Source organism: Rhodococcus indonesiensis, from assembly GCF_047782815.1.
GTDB lineage: Bacteria > Actinomycetota > Actinomycetes > Mycobacteriales > Mycobacteriaceae > Rhodococcus > Rhodococcus indonesiensis.
In genome coordinates this window covers 4364362-4386029 of record NZ_CP180630.1, presented here as the reverse complement: position 1 = coordinate 4386029, position 21668 = coordinate 4364362, and the positions used below count along the sequence as shown (strand labels likewise).

The following is a 21668-nucleotide window of genomic DNA, read 5'->3' as shown; positions in this document are numbered from 1 at the left end:
GGGTTACGGTGTCTCCGAACATTCCGACCGGGGGGTCGAAGTGGACGCCGCGACTTCTCGCGGAGACGCCGTACTCGAGGGAGCTTTGATGCAATCCGTTCTGAAGAAGACTGCCGTGACCGTGGCCGGGGTGGGAGCGCTGGCGCTGTTCGTGCCGGGGACCGCGTCCGCCGCAGGCAATCCGGACGTCTCGGCCTCGGGCACGCCGGGCTCGATCACCGTCGACTTCGACTTCGCCGGGGTCGACGTGTCTGCCGGCGTCACCTGTGTGTCGTACGTGTCGACCAAGCAGAGCGGCCTCGACGCCGCCGACCCGTCGGGCCGCGCGGACGCGCAGGCTCCGGGCTCGAAGTTCTCCATCGAGAACACCAGCACCTCCGCGATCACCTTCGTGCAGGACGGCCAGCCCGTCTCGCAGGGCCCGCAGCCCATCGCCGCCGGCACCTACTACGTGTACTGGGGTTGCCAGGACGCTGCCGGCACCCAGTGGGACAACGTCGGCCTCCGCTCCGGAGCGCCGTTCCAGGATCCGATCGTCGTGAACATCGCCGGTGACGGCGCCGCTCCGGCGCCCGCGGCCCCGGCCGCGCAGTCCGCGCCGACCAAGTCCGAGGGCACCGTGCCGCAGGCCGAGGCCGAGGACGGGCCGAGCACCGACGACATCATCGACACCCCCGAGGAACTGATCGGTCTCGTGATCGACCTCTTCGGCGGACTGCCGGACCTCTCGCAGAGCTGATCCCGAGCGCCCGCTGGCGGCATCCCCTGACGGGATGTCGCCACGGCGTGCTTCCGGGACGACGACTTCGTGCGCGCACGTCTCGCTCATGCGTCGCACCGGGGGAATCATGAATGCAGAACACGCACCGGATGCGGTGATCCTGGTCGGAGGCAAGGGAACCCGACTGCGTCCCCTCACCCTGTCGGCTCCCAAGCCCATGCTGCCCACCGCGGGCGTGCCGTTCCTGACGCACCTGCTGGCTCGGATCAAGGCAGCCGGCATCACTCACGTGGTGCTCAGTACCTCGTTCAAGGCGGAGGTCTTCGAGGAGCACTTCGGGGACGGCATGAGCCTCGGCCTCGAGATCGAGTACGTGACCGAGACCGAACCGCTCGGCACCGGCGGCGGAATCCGGAACGTGCTCCCGCAGCTGCGCGCCGACAACGTCATGGTGTTCAACGGCGACGTGCTCGGCGGCAGCGACCTGCGCGAGATCCTGCACACGCACGAGACCAACGACGCCGATGTGACGCTGCACCTGGTGCGCGTCGCCGATCCACGGGCTTTCGGGTGTGTGCCCACCGATTCAGAAGGACGGGTCACGGCGTTCCTGGAGAAGACGCAGGATCCGCCGACCGATCAGATCAATGCGGGCTGCTACGTGTTCCGCCGCGAGTGGATCGAGAAGATCCCGGCCGGACGTCCCGTCTCGGTGGAGCGAGAGATGTTCCCGGCGTTGCTCGTGGACGGCGCACGCGTGTTCGGGCACGTCGACTCCGCCTACTGGCGGGACATGGGCACGCCCGGTGACTTCGTGCAGGGCTCGTCCGACCTGGTGCGCGGCATCGCGCCGTCGCCGGTGCTCGCGGGGGAGTGCGGCGAATCCCGCGTGCACCCCACCGCTCGGGTCGCGCCCGGCGCGATGCTGATCGGTGGGACAGTGATCGGCCGCGACGTCGTGGTCGGCGGCGGTGCCCGCCTGGACGGTGTTGCCGTGTTCGACGGCGCGCGCATCGACGCCGGGGCGGTGGTGGAGCGGTCGATCGTGGGATTCGGAGCCCGCATCGGGCCGCGCGCACTCGTCCGGGACGCGGTGATCGGCGACGGCGCCGAGGTCGGTGCCCGCTGCGAGCTGCTGCGCGGGGCGCGGGTGTGGCCGGGAGTCGTGTTGCCGGACGGCGGGGTCCGATTCTCGACCGACGTGTAGCGACATGCAGGGCAAGCTGATCCGGTTCCGGAGAGGAGTTCGATGTATCCGCTTCGCGGGGCCGTTCGACATTATTCGTGGGGTTCGCACACCGCGCTGGCCGAGCTGACCGGCCGGCCTGCGCCGACCGAGGAGCCGGAGGCCGAGCTGTGGCTCGGTGCCCATCCGGTGGCCCCGGCGACGGTGGACACCGAAGATGCCGCGGTGCCGCTGTGCGATCTCATCGCTCGCGACCCCGAAGGTCAGCTCGGACCGGACTGCGCTCGGCAGTTCGACGGCCGGCTGCCGTTCCTGCTGAAAGTCCTCGCGGCCGAGCAGCCGCTTTCGTTGCAGGCGCACCCGAGCCGGGCACAGGCCCGGGAAGGGTTCGCGCGCGAGAACGCGGCAGGTATTCCGCTGGATGCCCCACACCGGAACTACCGCGACGACAACCACAAGCCCGAGATGGTCGTCGCGCTGAGCCGGTTCGAGGCGCTGGCCGGATTCCGGGAACCCACCGAGACGGTCGAGTTCCTCCGCGACCTCGGGGTGTCGGAGTTGACGCCGTACGCCTCCGAACTCGGTGACAACCTCGATGCAACAGGGCTCCGCGCCCTGTTCACCGCATGGATGACGCTGCCGACCAAATCGCTCGTGGGGCTGACGGACGCCGTCCTCTCGGGCTGTGAGCGCTACCTCGAAGCACGATCCGGGTCGGAGGACGAGTTCACCGTCGCGGCGCGGACGGCCCTCGAGCTCGGTCTCGCGTATCCGGAGGACCCCGGCGTCCTCGCCTCACTCCTGCTCAACCGGGTGAGCATGGAGCCGGGTGACGCCTTGTTCCTCCCGGCGGGCAACCTCCACGCGTACCTGCGGGGCACCGCCGTGGAGATCATGGCGAACTCGGACAACGTGCTCCGCGGCGGGCTCACGTCCAAACACGTGGACGTACCCGAACTGCTGCGCGTGCTCGACTTCGACTCGGTGGGTGTGCCGTGGGTGCGTGCACGCCGCGACGGACACGAACGCCTGTACGCACCGCCGGTGCACGAGTTCGAGTTGTGGCGGGTGAGGCTGCACAACTCGGGCACGCCAGAACCCGCCATTGCCGCATTCGCCGGCGCGATCCCACGGATCCTGCTGTGTGTGCAGGGATCGGTGCAGCTGCGGTGTGGTGATACGGTACTGAACCTCGCGCAGGGGGAGGCGGCGTGGGTTCCGAGCTCGGACCCCGAACTCGTCGTCCGGAGCTCTCACGCGACGGTGTTTGTGGCAACCTCGCCGGTTCGGTCCGAATCGGCCTGATCGGCCGACAGCGCCTACTCTTCATGCACTGTTGGTTCAGACCTCAGCGTGCATCGGTGTGCTGAACACCCTTACTGGGTACCTCTGGGTGCATGCGCTGCACAGTCTTCGGCACGGGATACCTGGGTGCCACTCATGCCGCCTGCATGGCAGAACTGGGGCATGACGTCCTGGGCGTCGACATCGACGCCGGGAAGATCGCGAAGTTGACGGCAGGGGAGGTGCCCTTCTTCGAGCCCGGACTCGAAGAGGTACTGCGACGCAATCTCGACAGCGGACGGCTGCGTTTCACGACGTCCTACGCCGAGGCCGCCGACTTCGGGGAGCTGCACTTCATCGGTGTCGGCACCCCGCAGAAGAGCGGCGAATTCGCCGCGGATCTGTCCCAGCTGCATGCGGTCGTAGACGCGCTCGCCCCGCTCCTGACCGGTCCGGCGCTGATCGTCGGGAAGTCGACGGTGCCGGTCGGCACGGCCGAGCAGCTGGCGGAGCGTGCCAGAAGCGCCGCACCGGCCGGCGACGGCGTAGAGGTGGCGTGGAACCCCGAGTTCCTGCGCGAGGGGTACGCCGTACGCGACACCCTGACCCCGGACCGGCTGGTCGTCGGGGTCGACCGCAGTCGCGGCGGGCGAGCCGAAGCGACCCTGCGCGACTTCTATGCATGCCAGATCGCCGAGGGCGTGCCCTTCCTGGTCACGAACATCGCCACCGCCGAACTCGTGAAGGCTGCTGCGAACGCATTCCTGGCGACGAAGATCTCCTTCATCAACGCCGTCGCCGAGGTGTGCGACGCGAGCGGCGCGGATGTGGTCGAGCTGGCCGACGCGCTCGGCTACGACGCCCGGATCGGACGGCGATTCCTCAACGCCGGCCTCGGATTCGGAGGTGGGTGCCTCCCGAAGGACATTCGAGCGTTCATGGCGAGGGCCGGCGAACTCGGTGCCAACAACGTTCTCCACCTGCTCCGGGAGGTGGACGGCATCAACATGGGGCGCCGCAGCACCATGGTGGAGCTGACGAGGGAAGCGTGCGGCGGATCGCTCCTGGGCACCCGCATCGCAGTTCTTGGCGCGGCCTTCAAGCCCGACTCCGACGACGTCCGGGACTCGCCGGCACTCAACGTCGCCGGACAACTCCAACTGCAGGGCGCAGCCGTGACGGTCTTCGATCCGAAGGCAATGGAGAACTCTCGACGGCTGTTCCCCACTCTCACCTATGCGGCCGACATCTCCGACGCGTGCAAGGGTGCCGACGCGGTGCTGGTACTCACCGAATGGCGGGAGTTCAGAGACCTGGATCCGGAAGAGATCGCCGCAGTGGTTCGAGCGCGCACCGTTCTGGACGGGCGCAACTGCCTCGACGCCCAGCGCTGGCGTTCCCATGGCTGGCGCTATCACGGCATGGGCCGATAAGAGTTTCGCCGGTGGCCCAGCCCCTACTGCTGTGCGTCGGGGTCGATCTGCTTGAGCCGGTCCGTCAGCCATGACCGCAGCATCGGGCCGTACTCCGGACTGGCGAGGGCAGAGTCGACACAGGCTCGCAGATAGCCACCGGGATTGCCGAGGTCGTGCCGCGAGCCACGGTGGACCACGACATGAACGGGGTGACCCTCGTCGATGAGCAGCGAGATGGCGTCGGTGAGCTGCAATTCACCGCCCACTCCGGGCTTCACGCGGCGCAGCGCATCGAAGATCGCGCGATCGAGCAGGTAACGGCCGGCCGCGGCGAGGGTGGAGGGCGCGTCCTCGAGCTTCGGCTTCTCGACCATGCCGAGCACCTGCATCACGTCGGGGTTCGCGACACCAGGAACCTCCTGTACTTCGAAGATGCCGTACGAACTGACCTGGGACTTGGGCACGTCGATGGCGCACAGGACGGTGCCACCGCGCTTGGCGCGGACACGGGCCATCACTTCGAGGACGCCGCAAGGCTGGACGAGGTCGTCGGGAAGGAGGACCGCGATGGCGTCCTCGTCGTCGTCGAGGGCCTGCTCGGCACACCCGACGGCGTGCCCGAGCCCGAGCGGCTCGGCTTGCACGACGGATTCGACGTCGAGCAACCTCGGTGCTTTGCGCACCTTTTCGAGCAGGTGGTGCTTGCCCTTCGCTTCGAGGTGATTCTCGAGGACCAGGTCTTCGACGAAGTGCGCGACCACGCCGGCCTTGCCCGGTGCGGTGACGATGACGAGGCGGCCCGCACCCGACTCGGCAGCCTCCGACGCGACTAATTCAATACCGGGGGTATCCACGACCGGCAGAAGTTCCTTGGGAACCGTCTTGGTGGCGGGCAGGAACCGCGTGCCCATGCCGGCGGCCGGCACCACCGCGGTCTTGAATACGCACGGATTCTCGGCGATCAATTCGCCCATGGCGACACCTCGTCTCTCGATTGGGGCAATCGGACGCTCGTTGGCGGACCATGCCCACGGGAACGGAAATATCGATCGAAATAGGTACGCGCCCGAGCCATTGCGGTGGGAGAGTTGCCGCAGAATGCGCGATTGTGCGAAGTTTAACCCATCGAGCGAAATTCGCGACTTACTTGTGCGACCTCGGGGGCGCTGGAGCAGCAGTTCGCGCCGTCGCCAATGCTTGCCGAAGATCCCTCCAGGTCAAGGCATGTCGGACTCGCCGGTTGCCCTCGTGGAGCTTGCCCGCACTGCCGTGCCGGTGAACACAGCGGGACTCGCTCCTTCGCGATTCGAAATCTTGCACCGTGAATACCGGTTATGTACTAGCGTTTGCGTCCTGCTGTCTGTACGTTCGGATGAACTGGTCAGTCGTCCAACTAGGTGACGAATGCACCTCGTGTCCTGGCGTTGTGTGACATTTCACACTGTAACGAAAAATAGCTTGCCACCGAACGGTTGGCGCAGCTAAAGCGCAAACATACCGTCTGACCTGGTACTTGCTGAGAAGTTACTGAGAAGTAGGTAGTTTCCGCAGGTCAAAGTGTGTCAGCGGCAGTCCCAGTCGTGTCCCGATCGAGATGCGAGTCGCGGCCGAATGACCCAAGATGTTCCTTACCGAGGGCAACGCAGGTTTGAGATGTGTGCGGTACGGGGAGGTACGTGCACACCATCGAGGCCGTCTGCGTGTTCCGTCCGAGGTGATCGCACCAATACGGGCAACTCGCCCGTGTGGGGCTCGGGGAGGGAACGGAATGAATTCAGCAGTGGATCAGTCGGACCGGGTGCACACCACGGCCGACTCGATGAGCGAGGTGCCGGTCAGGCACGGCCCCTACTTGGTCGGAGACCGCTCCGGCAACACCCGATGGTCCTGGCAGAACGCGTACGTCCGGCGACTGTTCTGGACTGATAACGTCATCGTCGTCGTGGCCGTCGTCCTTGCGCACGTCGTTCGCTTCGGTGAGGCGGACTTGCTCACGGCTACTTCGTTCAGTGAGTTGAACTACGCCGTCGTGTCGGTATGCCTAGCAGCGGCATGGATCGGGACTCTCATACTCTTCCGTACCCGGTCGCGCCGCGTAATCGGCAGCGGGTACGAGGAGTACCAACGTGTAATCTCCGGAACGCTGCGGCTTTTCGGGGCCATCGCGATCGTCTCGCTGGTCTTCAAGCTCGACCTGGCCCGCGGCTACCTCGCCATCGCACTGCCCGCCGGGCTCATGATGCTGATCTTCAGCCGATGGATATGGCGACGGGTCGTGGCACGGAAGCGAAGCCGTGGCGAATTCCAGACCTCGGTCCTCGTCGTCGGCAGCGAGCACGCGGTACGCCACATGACGCGGACCTTCCAGCGCGGAGCATCCGACGGCTATCGAGTGGTCGGAGTCTGCGTTCCGCGCTACGCCGGCGCACGCGGTGAGTCCATCGAGGTGGACGGGAATCGGATCGCCATCTATGGCGACGAGTGTTCAGTCGTGAATGCCCTGGCCGAGTCGGGCGCAGATACGGTAGTAGTGACCGCAACCGAAACTCTAGGGCACCAGGGCATCCGCGACTTGGTCTGGGAACTCGAACCCTACGAGGCGGATCTCGTCGTGGCCACCGGCGTCGTCGATGTGGCAGGTCCACGCATGGAGATGCGACCCGTCGCCGGCCTGCCGCTCATCCATGTGGAGAAGCCCAGCTACCACGGCGCCAAGCGAAGCGGAAAGCGCGCGTTCGACTTGGCGTTCTCGCTCACGGCTCTCTTGCTATTGGCTCCCGTGTTCGCCCTCGTGGCGCTCGCCATCAAGCTGGACAGCAAGGGCCCGGTGTTCTATCGCTCCGAACGCATCGGTCTCGACGGCGAGCCCTTCGGCATGATCAAGTTCCGGTCGATGGTCACCGACGCCGACAAGCAGGTCAATGCGCTCCTCGATCGAAACGAGGGAGCCGGGCTCTTGTTCAAGATGCGTGACGATCCACGGATCACCCGTGTCGGCAAGTTCATCCGTCGATACAGCATTGACGAGCTTCCGCAGTTCATCAACGTCGTCCGTCGGGAGATGAGTGTCGTGGGGCCACGTCCGCCGCTGCGACGCGAGGTCGAGAACTACGACGGCATGATCCGTCGCCGGCTGCTGGTCCGACCGGGCGTCACAGGACTCTGGCAGGTGAGTGGACGTTCGGACCTCTCATGGGACGAGTCCATTCGTCTGGACCTGTCGTATGTGGAGAACTGGTCGATGGTTTCGGATGTGTTGATTATCGGCAAGACCATTAAGGCCGTCGCCGCGAGCGATGGCGCGTACTGATACCGAAGTCCTTCTCCAGAGAAAGTCGGAGTTTCCTCCATGAGTTGTCGCATTGCTGTCTTCGGCACCGGATATTTGGGAGCGACCCACGCTGCCTGCATGGCTGAGCTCGGGCATGAGGTTCTGGGTGTTGACGTCGACACCTCCAAACTTGCAAAGCTCGGATCGGGCGAAGTGCCGTTTTATGAGCCTGGCTTAGAGGAGATCCTCAAGCGGAATATCGAGAACGGCCGCTTGCGGTTCACCGCTTCGTATGAGGAAGCCGCGGACTTCGCTGACAACCATTTCATCGGTGTAGGGACGCCGCAGAAGCGAGGCGAGTACGCCGCCGATCTCACTTGCGTCGATGCAGTCGTCGATACGCTGGCACCGCTCCTCGATCGACCGAGCGTTATTTTCGGCAAGTCGACAGTTCCAGTCGGGACAGCCGAGCGCATTGGGCGCCGGGTACGACAGCTGGTGCCCAACGGTGTGGAGGTCGACGTAGCTTGGAATCCGGAGTTCTTGCGCGAGGGCTACGCTGTCCGAGACACTCTCCATCCCGACCGTCTTGTCCTGGGGGTAGACCGCAACCGACCAGGTCGGGCTGAAGAAGTTGCGCGAGAAGTCTACGCCCGCCTGCTGAGTGAGGACATACCGTTCCTCGTGACAGATCTGGCGACGGCAGAACTGGTAAAGACCGCGGCAAATGCCTTCCTGGCGACCAAGATCTCGTTCATCAACGCGATGGCTGAAGTCTGTGAGATGGCCGGCGCAGACGTCTCTGTGCTTGCTGACGCCATTGGTTACGACGCTCGGATCGGACGCCGCTTTCTGAACGCCGGAATCGGCTTCGGGGGCGGCTGCCTACCCAAGGACATTCGTGCTTTCATGGCGCGAGCGGGTGAGATCGGTGCCGATGAAGCGCTGACGTTCTTGCGCGAGGTGGACAACATCAACATGCGGCGGCGCACCCGGATGGTCGAGTTGGCCCGTGAAGCCGTCGGCGGCACTCTCCTGGGGACGAGCGTTGCCGTGCTCGGTGCTGCTTTTAAGCCAGACTCGGACGATGTCCGTGATTCCCCAGCACTCAGCATCGCGGGGCAGATTCAACTTCAGGGAGCCTCGGTGAACGTGTTCGACCCGAAGGCGATGGAAAACTCGCGTGCTGTATTCCCCACCCTGAATTACGCGACGTCTGCAATCGAGGCGTGTGCGAACGCCGACCTCGTCCTCGTACTGACGGAATGGAACGAATTCCTCGTGCTCGATCCGCAGGTCCTGCGGAAGGCGGTTCGCCGCCCCAGCATCATCGATGGACGGAACTGCCTGGACTCGCAGGTCTGGAGAGACGCAGGATGGGCCTTCCGTGCTCTCGGTCGAGTGTAATCCGCAGTCTGTGAGAGATGACAGGGATGTGACGATATGAATGGCGGTGTGATAGTCCACGAATGGATCGAACGTACCGGCGGCGCGGAGAATGTTGTCGAGGCATTCGCAGAGTTGATTCCGTCGGCGCCGGTTATCTGCTTGTGGGATGACGCACCGGGACGATTCGGTGCCGAACGAGTCCGTGAGAGCGCACTTGCTCGAACGCCGCTGCGCCGGAGCAAAGCCCTGTCACTGCCGATCATGCCGGCGATCTGGCGTACGAGGCGATGCTCCAACATCGAATGGGCATTGGTGAGCAGTCATCTCTTTGCACACCACGTACGGTTCGCCAATGCTCCGAACATCGATCGTTTCGTGTATGTCCATACGCCCGCTCGCTACTTGTGGGTTCCAGAGTTGGACGAACGGGGTTCGTCGGGACCAGTGCGCGCAGTTGCGCCGCTGTTCCGTTCGCTCGACCGAGCGCGCGCTCAGGAAGGCGCCGAACTGGCGGCGAACAGTCGGTTCGTCGCCGAGCGGATTCGGCAGTGCTGGCACGTTGACGCGCGAGTAATCTACCCTCCCGTGAATGTCGAGCGGATCCAATCCGTGGCCGATTGGGCCGGCGTACTGGGTCCAAGGGATAGGGCGACGCTTGATGCCTTACCGCGCGAATTCGTCCTCGCAGCGTCGAGGCTTGTTCGGTACAAGAAGATCGAGGCGGCTATCGACGCAGGTAGGCTGACGGACACCCCGGTTGTCGTTGCGGGCGACGGGCCGGACCGGGAACGTCTTGAGGCAATGGCTGAAACATCCTCTGTACCAGTCTATTTCCTCGGACGAGTCAATGACGAGCTGCTGTACGCGCTGTATCAACGTTGTGCGGTCTATGTGTTCACAGCAGTCGAGGATTTCGGAATCATGCCCGTGGAGGCAATGGCTGCCGGAGCGCGGGTGGTAGGGAATCGAATCGGCGGGGTGTCGGAGACTGTCGTCGACGGGGTGACAGGTGCACTGTGCGATCCCGACGACGCCACCGAGTTGCGTGATGCGACTGCTGTCGCCGCGTCCTGCGATCCTAACGCTAGCGTCGAGCAGGCGAGACGATTCGATACGCACAGGTTCAACAGCAACATCGTTGAATGGCTCGGATCCGAGAGGATTCGGGATCGAGCGGCACTTCCGTCCAACATGGGCGGTGGATCTTGATTCCTGACGTGACCGTGCTCTCGACAGCGGACTTCCACAGTTCGGTGTGGACGAACAAGCAGTACATGGCTGTTGGACTGGCCGAGCACACGAAGGTCTCGTATATCGAATCGATGGGATTGCGTGCGCCGACCGTATCCAAAGCGGACTTGGCGCGTCTCGCGTCGCGGGTCGGGAGGAGTCTGCGACGCTCCGGTGGAGAGATCTCTGTGCCGAACGTGCGGATATTCTCGCCGAAAGTGATTCCATACCACGGAGCGGGAGTAGTACGAGCGATCAATAGACGTCTCGTCAGTGCTACCCTGGCGCGCCAGCTGGAGCCGACGCCGGGCTCTGTCCTGTGGACCTTCTCCCCCCTTACTTACGGACTTGAGGATTTCCACTCAAGGGTTGTGTACCACTCGGTCGACCTGCTGCACACCCTTCCTGGAGTGCCCAGAGAGGCACTGCTCGCAGCGGAGGCGCAACTGATTGCGCGCGCAGACCATGTGATCGCGAGCAGCGCGGGTGTTGCCAATCATCTCACGGAGCTGGGCGGTCGTCCCCAGGTTTGGCAGAACGTCGCAGACGTGAAGAGGTTCTCGTCAGCAGCGTCACTTGAGCGTGACGATCGGGTCGTGTTCGCCGGGAACCTCACACCCACCAAGGTCGACTTCCAGCTCGTGAAGGGCCTGGTCAACAGCGGAATCAAAGTGCGGTTGGCCGGCCCGGTGAGCATCGACGGCGTGTCGGGCGAAAACGAGTTGCAGAAACTGCTATCCCATCCGAACGTTGAGTATCTGGGAAGGCTGTCGCTCGACCAACTTGCCGCTGTCTGCGGTCGGGCTAAGGTCGGAATTATTCCGTACCACATAAACGAGTACACGAGCGGCGTGTTCCCGTTGAAGGTGTACGAGTACATGGCGGCAGGAATGGCCGTGGTTTGCACGCCGATTGAGAGTGTCGTCGCCGCTAACCCCGAAGGGGTGGTTATCGCTGAGAGCGAAAACTTCTCGGCTGAGGTAGCGGACGTGCTGCAGAATTGGACGGTCGACCAGTCTGCGATGTTGTCAAGGCTCGCGGAAGGCCACTCGTGGTCCGGGAGAATCGAGCAAGCGCGTGGTCTGCTAGTCGGCGACAGGTCGTCCTGATGCGCATTCTGGATCATAACGGGAGTGCTCGAGTCGTTGCCTCATCCCCGGAGTTCTCAGCGGTGCCGAGTCCCACCAAGGCGGCTGGCGGAACGTTCAGTATCTTGATGCCGTTTGGGGGTGTGCTATTCCTCTGGTACAACCTTGTCCAAGATCTAAACGTAGCCAGCGCTGTTGGCTTGCTTAATGCGTTCATCTGTATGCGGCAAATCGCGAGGGGGATCCGATGTCGCGATAGCGGGCCAATCACCCTGACCTTCTGGTCGTTCTCGCTGGTATGGCTGTGTGTGGCCCCACTGGCACAGCTCGATGCGGAGCAGTTGCCGTGGCCCGACTCGCTCATGGACGAGTTCTACGTCGAGGCCCAGCTGATCACCACCGTCGCGTTGCTCTCGTTCATAGCAGGCAAGCTGATCGCTCGCCGTACGGCGGCGCAGATCACATCCGACAGGGTGGGGTCTGAGCCGCAGGTAGAATCCGGGAGTGGAGAGGCCGGATATGGTCGAATGTGGATTCCGTTTGCAATGGCTCTCGTTCTGGCGTTGCCGGTGCTCGCGATCACGGGGGGAGTTGCTGGCCGCTTCGCGACCCGCGACGATGTTGGAAGCGCGTTCGCGGAGAACGGTATTTCTGCGGCGGACGGTGACACCATCCAGCTCTTCTTGCTTAACCGACTTCCGGCGGCAGCCGCACTAGTTGCCGCATATGCGGCATCGCACTATTTCTTCCAGTACGCACGTCGAACTGGCCGTGGGCGGGGTGGACCACTAGTCATCCTGGTTTTGGGGATTTCCCTCATTCTGCTGTTGGCAAACCCATTCTCGAGTTCGCGCTACATCGCCTTCGGTGCCATCGCGGCAGTCCTCTTGGCGGCTGTACGCATCGACAGCGCGAAGCGACGTTTGATGTTTGCGTTTGTGTGCGTAGTGGGACTGCTATTCGTGTATCCTCTCGCCACATGGTTCAAGAGGGAATCGGTCCAGTCGAGCCCCTTTCGAGGGTTCCCAGACATGTTCTTCACTGTTGATTACGACGGTTACCAGCAGTTGATCAACTCTATTTACTTTGTTGACGAGAGCGGACATACTTTCGGGAAGTACGTTCTTTCCGCGGGCCTCTTCTTTATTCCGCGCGCACTCTGGGCAGGTAAAGCCAACCCGGCGAGCATGGACGTCGCCGGCGCGCGTGGGTACTCCTTCCAGAATCTGTCGCTGCCAATCTGGTCCGAATTCTATATCGATTTCGGAATAATAGGGGTCATAGCCGGTCTGATCGCCTTCGGCTTCATTTCCGGCAGGCTTGACCTGGCGTACTACCTGCGTCCCATGTCGACGTCTGCGCACATGTGCGTCCTAGTTGCTGTTTGTATGTTCGGCTTCTTGCGTGGGCCGCTCGGTGCGCAGGTTATCTTCATGGGTTCGGTCGCCGTGATCGGATACATCGTGTACCGGACACGCGATCGTGCCGTTGAGTGGAAAAACGGGGTGGTGGATCGATGAGTAACGAGCCCTTACGCGTGAATATCTGCATCAGAAAAATCGCATTCGGCGATGGTGTTGGGGGTATGGAACGCGCCGCCGTTCGTCACATAGAGGGAATGCTGGCGGCAGGACTTACTGTGCGGCTCTACACCGCGTCGGATACCTTGCAGGGAATCGTCCCGCCCGGTGTGGACGTGGTCGATGTGCCTTGGCCCTCAGGACTCTCCACCGGGGGTGGACCAACCTTCGGACTTGCATACTGGCTCTGGGTTCAGCGATTGCGGGAATCGATCGCACTGTCGGATCGGTACCGAGAGATTCTGCATCTGCACGGCGCGGCTGCAGGCGTCCTCGATCGGTCTGCCCGATTTGCAGCTGCCCGCACCGTCGTCAATCCCCATGGGTTGGAGGCATTCGGAAGCTTCTCTTTGAAGCGGGTACCAAACCGGCTGTTTCTTCGCCGCCTTGCACGAAAAGGGCGGTTCGCTGACAAGATCATTGCCACCGACGAACTTCTTGCGCCAGTTATCGCGCGGCACGTCGGCTGCAGCGCCTCTCGCATCGAATGTGTCGTTAACGCAGTAGACCTCGTGCCGTTGTCGAGCGTCGACCCGATGCAGGAGCCCGATCGGAAAACCTTCAGGATCGTGACTGTGGGCAGACTCGTCAGAAACAAGGGATATGATCTTCTTCTGGACGCGTTGAAAAATCCCGCGGTTCGCGACGCCATGCCGGCGGGCTGGGAATGGATCCATTTTGGGGATGGGACAGCAGCAGATGAATTGGTGACGAAGGCTGCGGTCCAACCGGTCGTGACGCTGAGCATCCTGCGAGGCCGCTCTGACGATGAGGTCCGGAATGGCCTTGCAGATGCCGACCTATTTGTACAGCCGTCGCGTTTCGAAGGAAGCAGCCTCACCACGCTGGAGGCGATGTCGCACGGCCGAGTAATTGTTGCGTGCGCCGTCGGCGGAATACCCAATAAAATCTTGGAAGGGGTGACGGGTTACTTGGCTTCCAAACCCACAAGCGAGGAAATCGCCAACGCCGTCATTCGTGCAATTCGAAACCCGACGACCGGTGCCGCCGCCGCAAGGCTGGTTCGAGAAAAGTACAGTGCCGACACGGAAAGGGAGCGCTACCTCGCACTGTACCGAACGATCTTCCTCGATAGGAAGCCGGAGCGGACTTATTTATGACCCGATCGATTGAGTACTGATGTTGCGCGGCGCAATCAGTCTTTTCGCTGGCGGGCTCATGGGAAAGCTTCTCGGGGTCTTTCGGGAGGGGTTACTCGCCTACCTGTACGGGACCTCGGAGGTTGCGGCAGCCAACCGAATGGCCCAAACTGCGGTCTTGTCCCCCCTCAATCTCGTCACGACGGACGCCTTGAGCGGAGCGTTCCTGCCTCACGAGGCCCGTCTGCGGAAGGATGATCACGCGCGAGCACTCGCGCTGTACCGAGTCGTGCGCGTCGGACTAATCTGTATTGGTTTGGTGTTCGCCTCCGGATCAATCCTGCTGGGCCAGCAGTTCGTCATAATTCTTGCACCAGGGCTCGACGCGAGTTTTGTCGATCTGACGGTGTCGATGGTCGTCGCGATGGCTGTCGGTGCGCCATTCTACCTCTATTACAATATTGCCGGGTATTTCGCGATGGCGAACGCTGACTATCGGATCAGCAGTGTGCGCGCGTCGGGTCAGAGCGTCGGACTTGTCATCGGCATCGTGGCCGGCTACAGCCTCGGACGGCCTTCCTTGCTTGCATGGGGATTTACCGTGGCGTATGCGCTTATGGCGGCCTGGGCGGTCGCGCGGATACGGAGGCGTGGTTACCTCTCGTCGGACGATGTCACCGAGTCGCTGTCTACACGAGACGCCCTCTCAAGTGCGAAGCCCTTCCTCAAGAGCGCATCGGTGCTGATCTGGATGCCGCTCTTCTCTCAGAGCGTCATCATTACTGAAAAGATCGAAGCGTCTGACGTAGGAGTGGATGCCGTTGCCGCCGTCGACTACGCCCGCATTATTTCGGACACGGCGATCCTCCTGCTCGCGGTGCCGATCGGTCTCGCGAGTCTGCCGGCATTTGCAGTCCTCGCGGAGGCGGAGTTTCGGGCACGGCTCGCAGCATTAACGAGGCCACTGCTGGCTCTTGCCGTCCTATGCGGCTCGCTGCTTTACTTGCTGTCCGGGCCATTAGTGCAACTGTTGTTTGGCCGTGGGGAGTTCGGCGAATCGTCGGTCGCCATCACGAGTTCGATTGTGCGTGGACTGAGTGTGGGCATTGGGGGACTCCTCCTCAGTTACGTTTTGACAAAGGCACTCAACGCGCGCGGGGCAAACATCCAGGCGATCTTGTCAGTGGGGGTCGCCGCCGTAGTCACGATCGTGGCGCGGCCATTCTTGGTCGACACCTACGGCGCGGCGGGCCTCGGTAAAGCGGTCTCGATCGGCGCTGTCTTTGGGGCGCTTACTGCCGCGCTGCTCGCTGGCGTTGTTCTAGCACTGCTGCGGGGTCTGCTGGTCCTTTCCCCTACGCTGGCCACGATCTTCGCCGCATCCGCACTCATTCCGAACGGCACTTCCAGCGCCCTTGCCGCAGGTGTCTGCGTCGCCGCGGTGTGGTGTATGAACGTTCTGCTGAATCGGGAACTCAGGGAAGCGGTCATCGCGATAACTCGCACAGGTAAGCGTCGGCACGCAAGTAAGCAGCAATACATGGGTAGGCACCGGAAGTCCGAAGTTCCTGCGCATGCGGGGGAACAGAATTCGAGAGGTTCACTATGACAATGAAGGTACTGGTCACTGGGGGAAACTTTCTCAATCAAGGTGCGTATCTCATGCTCGTCGCGGCAGGTGCGGGAATTCGCCAGCATCTTGGCGCGCAGCCGGTCATCCCGGTACGGTTCGGCACACAGCGGCAAAAGGCGTGGATCGGCTACGATACGCTGCTAGCCGAGGAGCGCGTCGGGTTTTTTCCGCGACTGGGTCGGGCAGTTGAGGGCAGCTGGCGGGATCGCCTTCCCTTCGTGACCGCTTCCGAGGTGGACGCAGTGTTCGATATCACGGGATTCGCATTCGGCGACCAATGGGCCGATGCTCCCCTGATGAGACGGGCGCGCAACTACGAAATGTGGGCAAAGAAGGGAATTCCCGTTTATATGCTCCCACAGGCGTTCGGCCCGTTCGAGCTCACGGCGGAACCGGCCAAGCTTGCCGTGCAGTCGAGTCGAATCGTCTATGCCCGAGATATGGATTCATACGATCACCTGCGCAATCTGGTCGGCGAGTCTGAAGGGGTTAGGATCAGCACCTCGCCGGACTTCACCATCGGTGTAGAGGGGGCACTGAACGCCGTACCTCGTCACGACAACGGATTCGGTGTGATCGTGCCGAACTGGAACATTATGGAGCGGGCCTCTAGCGCTGCTCATGCAAGCGGCTATCTAGATTGGCTCGTAGAAGCGTCGCTGGTGATGCAGCAGCATGGATTGAGTGTGGTGGGACTCTGTCACGAAGGACGACGTGATCGTGAGATCCTGGACAGGATCCGTACTCAGGTTCCGGCAATGGAGGTGCTCGGCGGACTGAACGGGCAGGAACTCAAGGGAGTTCTCGGTGCGGCTTCGGTCGTGGTGTCCGGTCGATACCACGCACTAGTCAGCTCGCTGTCTCAAGGAGTTCCTTCGATACTGCATGGTTGGAGCCACAAGTATCGATGGTTGGCGGAGGATTTCGATTGTAGGGAATTTGTCGCTGATCCCTACTACCCTGGCGACATCGTCGGCGACTTGATCGCCCGTGCAGTGGATAGTGAATCCGCTCGCGAACGCATAGTACTCGCGACCGACAAGTTGAAGGCACGGAACAACGCGATGTGGAGCGAAATCGCATCGGATCTGGGGTGGCGCAGTCAGTCCGGCGCGATGGTGGGAGGAATTGATGGATAAGAAGGATGTCAAGATTGTTCTCGTCAGTGCCAGGGAATCGATGAGAAGCATGTTTTTCCGTCGTGGCGGTCGGCTCGGTCGCGCGATATATCGGGTCCTCGGCACGTCCCATAACCGAGAGATGAACGCGGTGTTCTCAGGCGCGGCCGAGTTTTACCGGGTGGACCGCAGTCGGGGTCAGCGGTTTGCACTGCGCCGACACGTACACATGCTCGAAAAAGGCCTGTGTATGCGACCTCGACGCGAGACGTTTGCGGTCGACTACATCGAGACGACGGTTGGCGACCTTGGAAAGTGTATGGCCGGAAGCGAACTCAGCGACATCGAACTCAAGTGGTGCTTCGATGTTCTTTCGGCGTACTTCGACGCAACGTCGACCTCGCCGAATGCGCGGATCAAGACGGCCCGCGACGAATTCCTGGATCTGGCGAGGCCCGATGTGCCCATTCAAGAGAGCGCACCGTACAAGGTCGGGACACTCCAGGACGTCGTGTCGATCGAGGCGCTCGAAGCGCTCGCCGTCAGCCGCACGTCCGTCCGGTCATACCATTCGAAACCCGTGGATAGGGGCGTAATCGACAGGGCGTTGATGGTTGCGCTTGAATCACCCTCGGCTTGCAACCGCGTGCCATGGACGATGCGGATCATGGACGACCCTGAGAACGCAAGGCTGGTCGCGGGCGTGGCGATGGGAACCGCGGGGTACTCGGAGCAGGTGTCTAATGTCGCGGTGCTGGTGGGCAATCTGGGGGCCTATTCGAACGAGCGAGACCGGCACCTAATCTACATCGATGGATCACTCGCAGCTATGTCATTCATCCTTGCCTTGCAGGCGCAAGGAGTTTCGTCTTGCTGTGTGAACTGGCCCGACATCGCCACGCGCGAGAAGAAGATGGCGTCGCTCCTCGGACTGGAGCCGCACGAGCGCGTCGTCATGCTGATTCTGTTCGGGTATGCCGACGAGCAGGGATTGACACCCTATTCGGGGAAGCTTCCTGTCGACGCCATCCGAACCTTTGGATTGCCCAAGGGCAGGGTGTGACCCACACTGCCCGGTTGCTTGGGCCAGAGCGGCCGGACCAGGCAGTACGCATCCGCAGCGGATTCAGCCTCCCTCAGCCGGTTCAATTCTAGCCGGCCTTCGGGCTGAGCTTCCCGCAACCCCGGAGTCGTACGAGTTTCCGCTTGAGTCTGCGACTTCTGTAACCGTGCTTTCGTTCATTGGTAGTACGTTAGCCGTCAAGGTGAGGTCAGAGGAGTGCTCGATGCGGATTGCAGATTGTGGACTTCCCGAAATGGTGTTTCCTCGGATGATCCCGTAGTTGGAGTTTCGGACTAGAATCCCATGCGCTGCAGGGTTATCGATCACGCATGTGGATATGGTGAACCTCTCCGCCTCGGAGACTGTGATTCCCGGCCCGCTTCCGGACTTCTGATCGGTCATCAGGATGTTCTCCAGTATCAGATCCTTGTGGTCCCGGGATTTGCCGGATACCCACACCGATTGGCCCTGGATATTTCGAATGGAAATATTGTCGAGCCTGAGTTGATCGATCCCCGACGCCCTCACACCCGTTCCAGGCCCACCCGAATTATCGATACTGATGCTACTCAGTGTGATGCTGTGGACTTTGTTATCATCGCTGGATTCGTCGAGCATCCGAATCGCGTCATGTCCAGTGTTTAGTGCGGGCTGGACAATGCTCACGTTGGTGATGTGAATGGAACGAACTGCGGCATCCCGTGCCTTGGACTTCGCATGTATCTTGATGGCGGAAGCCATTGTGGAGCTGAGGCTGCAATTGGTTACGTTGACATTCTCGAGCACGGTATTGTCCGGTGCTTCGACCGTCAAGGCCAAGGCGTCATCCCCGGATCGGATGTGACAGTCGGAGATGTTGTAGTTGCTCCCGCCGTATAGGTGAAGACCGTCTTCGCCGTGGCGGCTGCTGCCGGACCACTGCAGGCGGGTGATGGATACATTATTGCAGTTCTTCAGAACAGCCATGAAGTCCCCAGCCGCTCCTTTGATTGTGTTGTCGGAGATACGGAGCTCGGACACATTGACAAATCCGAAATGCTTGCCGACATGGTGGGGGGCAACCAGCAGTATTCCACCGATGATTGTGATGTTGTGGTTCCCTTTTTCCTGGTCGGAGTTCACGATAGTGGCGCCTCCGTTGCCACCGGCGCTGTGGCCTCGGATCAGGGTGCATCCCGACAGGTCGAGTCTGGTGTCTGATGGTACGACGAGTTGAGTGCTCGTGGTATGGACGCCGGAAAGAGTCTTTGTCCCAGTGTCTGTGCGGTCCCTCAACCACGCGTTGATGTCATCTGTACTGGTCGACTCATCGACATGGTAGTGCCATCGGGTCTTTCGTGGAGAGGTCGTCAGAGAATCGATAAGGGAGTTCCCGACCACAGCCGAGATGATTCCTGCGGTCGCACCACCCAATGAGGAGAGGAGAACTGTTCGGCGATTTACGTTCATGGGTATGCCTTTGGGAGTTGAGGAGATCACAGGGTTTGTCGGACGCTGGCGATCTGCACTGGTGCCCATCGCCGTGAGTGCCTGGGTGCTCCAGGTCAACTGCATTCAGGAACGTCGAGTTTGACGTCCGGCTGATCGACGAGGGGTTGCACTGGGACTTGCGCTTTTCCGGGGTTCGTCGGTTCGATGAGGTCATATTTGACCTCGACGCTACTGCCCATTGGAACTGGAAATTGCACGCTGTAGACAGGGTGCCCCAGTTCCTTGCCGGTGAAGCTCATGGCCGGGGTGCCGTTCACGGTCACCTTGTCGAGCCTTGCGCCTTGGGTGGCGACGAGGGATAGATCTGTCAGATTGGCGCCGAACGGCGCTCCGACCGGGTTGTCGAACATACCCGCCACGTAGTTGGTGTACTCACCAGCAGGCAGGTCGTTGCTCAGGCGGACCGTGACCGTCGAGTTCCGGGTGTCGCCATCGCACGAGCCCGCGGTGTACTCGATCTCGCGTCGCAGGTAGTAGTCCAGCTTGTTGCCGCCCAAGTTGTTGACGACCACGCCCGCGTACGGGGCGGAATCCTCGGGAACGGTGTGGCCGAGCGGTGTTCCCGCAAGAACGGCCTGCTCGCCCGGGTTGGCGCTCCACACCGCGAGTCGCCCCTCGCTCGCTGCACGGCCGAGGGCTTCCAGCAGGGCTTGCGGCCGGCTGATGCTCCCCGTCATCTTCTGGACCACTGCCGCTGCTACGTCTTGCAGGTACTGCTTGCGCGCGGCGTTGTTGTCTGCAAATCGCGAGTAGGCGGTCGATTCGGTCAGCTCAACGACGTTGTCGGCCGTGATCTTCTCCCCGCCTGGCAGCGTCACCGGGCCGACCACCTCGAGGACGTAGCTGAGTGCCACGGGGTCCGTCGCGACCGCCCCGTCGACGCGTTCGCCCGACTCCTGTTGCCAGATCGACTGCCAGATCTGCGCCGCGTATGGGAAGTGCGAGCTGACGTTGCTGTTGCGGAAGTCCACCGTCGGCCGGCTGTGCCCGTAGGTACGGGCGAAGTCCGGGCCGAGATCGAGGGGTTGGTAGTTGGTGCGCAGTTCCCGGTTGCTCGCCAGGTCGTCGACCCGTACCGCGCCGTCCGCGGCACGCACGATGCCGAACCCGCCGAGCAGACCACCCGTGCCGCGGGCCTCGGCGTTGGTCTGGAAGCCGATGAAGTAGCTGCGCGGCCCGTCGGCGCCCAGCATGGCCGGTGCGATCTCTGCCGCGAGGGAAGTGTTGTGGAGCAAACCGGACAATTCGCCTGTCTGGTCCTGCAATTGGACGCGCGCGTCGTCGATCAGGCCCAGGTAGGTGCCGTCGATGTTCTGCGCCCTGGCGTCGAGCTCGGCGGCCGCAGCCGCGGTGGTCTCGAGGACCGGTGCGGCGTCGCGCAGGGCGGCGAGATTGATGCGGGCGCCGTCGAGGATCAGCTGATCGGGGGAGACGGCCGAGCCTGCGTCCACGGCGGGGACCAGAACGTCGGATGTGAGACCCGTCACAACGTCGCTCATCTGCTGACTCGAGGCGAACGGACTGCCGAGCCACGGGATCGCCGCGGCGATGCTCCACGGCAGCGAGTGGGTGGAGTCCTGCGCCTGCTTCGCGTACCTGTCGGCGTCGCCGGCGGTGCGCAGCGCGGTCTCGGTATCACCGGCCAGCAGAGCCTTTTTCGAGCTCGTGGCGTACTCCCGGGCCTGTTCGAGGCTCGACTTGGCCTGCAGGCCTTCGTAAGCCAGCCAGACGCCCATTCCGACGACGACGACCGCTCCTGCGGTGCAACCGATCGCGATGTTCCGGCGCTTGCGGCGCTCCTGTGCGATCTGCTCGTCGGTCTTGCGCCGGCGCACCTTGCGCCGGCGTGGCTCCGGCGAAAGTGACTCGTCGGTAACATCGTTCACGCGGTCCTGCCCCCTTCGATTCCTCCGGGGTGACCATAACCGAGAAACCGGTCGGCTGGTCGGTTCGAGTGGTGAGTAACGCTGAGGATCGTTAGGGTCGATGTATTCGACGGTGATGGATGCAGGGAGGCGTCCACGCCGTTGTCGATCGAGGGGTCCCCACTGCACGCCCGTCGATCTCGAGGGAAACACGAGGGGGTGCGGTGCCGTCTT

Annotated in this window: 16 protein-coding genes; 13 read left to right on the top strand and 3 right to left on the bottom strand. The window is 62.4% G+C overall.

What is annotated here, in order from left to right; translation table 11 throughout:
• Positions 1-88: 88 nt before the first annotated feature.
• From ACM26Y_RS20010 to ACM26Y_RS19995, 4 genes are all read left to right on the top strand, one after another.
• Positions 89-739, top strand: coding sequence for a hypothetical protein (locus tag ACM26Y_RS20010; RefSeq protein WP_416061704.1), 651 nt, complete (start codon positions 89-91; stop codon positions 737-739).
• Positions 740-848: 109 nt separating this feature from the next.
• Positions 849-1928, top strand: coding sequence for a sugar phosphate nucleotidyltransferase (locus ACM26Y_RS20005; protein WP_416061703.1), 1080 nt, complete (start codon positions 849-851; stop codon positions 1926-1928).
• 42 nt (positions 1929-1970) lie between these two features.
• Positions 1971-3212: a mannose-6-phosphate isomerase, class I gene (gene manA / locus ACM26Y_RS20000; protein ID WP_416061702.1), complete on the top strand. Its 1242-nt coding sequence runs from the start codon at positions 1971-1973 to the stop codon at positions 3210-3212.
• Positions 3213-3304: 92 nt separating this feature from the next.
• A complete protein-coding gene (locus ACM26Y_RS19995) occupies positions 3305-4624 on the top strand; it encodes a UDP-glucose dehydrogenase family protein (RefSeq protein WP_416061701.1) in 1320 nt (439 codons plus the stop codon).
• 23 nt (positions 4625-4647) lie between these two features.
• Here the strand turns inward: ACM26Y_RS19995 and ACM26Y_RS19990 are convergent, their stop codons facing one another.
• A complete protein-coding gene (locus ACM26Y_RS19990) occupies positions 4648-5580 on the bottom strand; it encodes a UTP--glucose-1-phosphate uridylyltransferase (protein WP_416061700.1) in 933 nt (310 codons plus the stop codon).
• 845 nt (positions 5581-6425) lie between these two features.
• Between ACM26Y_RS19990 and ACM26Y_RS19985 the strand changes: the two genes are divergently transcribed.
• Genes ACM26Y_RS19985 through ACM26Y_RS19945 form a run of 9 tightly spaced genes read left to right on the top strand, consistent with a single transcriptional unit; the run spans position 6426 to position 18078 of the window.
• The gene (locus tag ACM26Y_RS19985) at positions 6426-7916 is read left to right on the top strand and encodes a sugar transferase (protein ID WP_416063717.1); all 1491 of its coding nucleotides are present in this window, start codon (positions 6426-6428) and stop codon (positions 7914-7916) included.
• Positions 7917-7955: 39 nt separating this feature from the next.
• Positions 7956-9284 carry a UDP-glucose dehydrogenase family protein gene (locus ACM26Y_RS19980; RefSeq protein WP_416061699.1) on the top strand — a complete coding sequence of 443 codons (1329 nt, stop codon included), beginning with the start codon at positions 7956-7958 and terminating at the stop codon, positions 9282-9284.
• 48 nt (positions 9285-9332) lie between these two features.
• Positions 9333-10475, top strand: a complete 1143-nt coding sequence (locus tag ACM26Y_RS19975) for a glycosyltransferase (RefSeq protein ID WP_416061698.1) — start codon at positions 9333-9335, stop codon at positions 10473-10475.
• 8 nt (positions 10476-10483) lie between these two features.
• Positions 10484-11605: a glycosyltransferase gene (locus tag ACM26Y_RS19970; RefSeq protein ID WP_416061697.1), complete on the top strand. Its 1122-nt coding sequence runs from the start codon at positions 10484-10486 to the stop codon at positions 11603-11605.
• Entirely contained in the window at positions 11605-13104 is a 1500-nt protein-coding gene (locus ACM26Y_RS19965) for an O-antigen polymerase (RefSeq protein WP_416061696.1), read from the top strand. The genes ACM26Y_RS19970 and ACM26Y_RS19965 overlap by 1 nt, the downstream gene beginning before the upstream one ends.
• Positions 13101-14285: a glycosyltransferase family 4 protein gene (locus ACM26Y_RS19960; protein ID WP_416061695.1), complete on the top strand. Its 1185-nt coding sequence runs from the start codon at positions 13101-13103 to the stop codon at positions 14283-14285. Before ACM26Y_RS19965 ends, ACM26Y_RS19960 begins: the two co-directional genes overlap by 4 nt.
• A gap of 19 nt (positions 14286-14304) precedes the next feature.
• A complete protein-coding gene (locus ACM26Y_RS19955; RefSeq protein ID WP_416061694.1) occupies positions 14305-15873 on the top strand; it encodes a lipid II flippase MurJ in 1569 nt (522 codons plus the stop codon).
• Between the two features lie 2 nt (positions 15874-15875).
• Positions 15876-17036: a polysaccharide pyruvyl transferase family protein gene (locus ACM26Y_RS19950; protein ID WP_416061693.1), complete on the top strand. Its 1161-nt coding sequence runs from the start codon at positions 15876-15878 to the stop codon at positions 17034-17036.
• Positions 17029-18078, top strand: coding sequence for a nitroreductase family protein (locus ACM26Y_RS19945; RefSeq protein WP_416061692.1), 1050 nt, complete (start codon positions 17029-17031; stop codon positions 18076-18078). Before ACM26Y_RS19950 ends, ACM26Y_RS19945 begins: the two co-directional genes overlap by 8 nt.
• Before the next feature lie 63 nt (positions 18079-18141).
• On the opposite strand, the gene ACM26Y_RS19940 is transcribed toward ACM26Y_RS19945, so the two are convergent.
• Both ACM26Y_RS19940 and ACM26Y_RS19935 read right to left on the bottom strand, forming a co-directional pair.
• The gene (locus tag ACM26Y_RS19940; protein WP_416061691.1) at positions 18142-19200 is read right to left on the bottom strand and encodes a right-handed parallel beta-helix repeat-containing protein; all 1059 of its coding nucleotides are present in this window, start codon (positions 19198-19200) and stop codon (positions 18142-18144) included.
• Positions 19201-19622: 422 nt separating this feature from the next.
• Positions 19623-21404, bottom strand: coding sequence for a DUF4012 domain-containing protein (locus tag ACM26Y_RS19935; protein ID WP_416063716.1), 1782 nt, complete (start codon positions 21402-21404; stop codon positions 19623-19625).
• Positions 21405-21668: the final 264 nt, after the last annotated feature.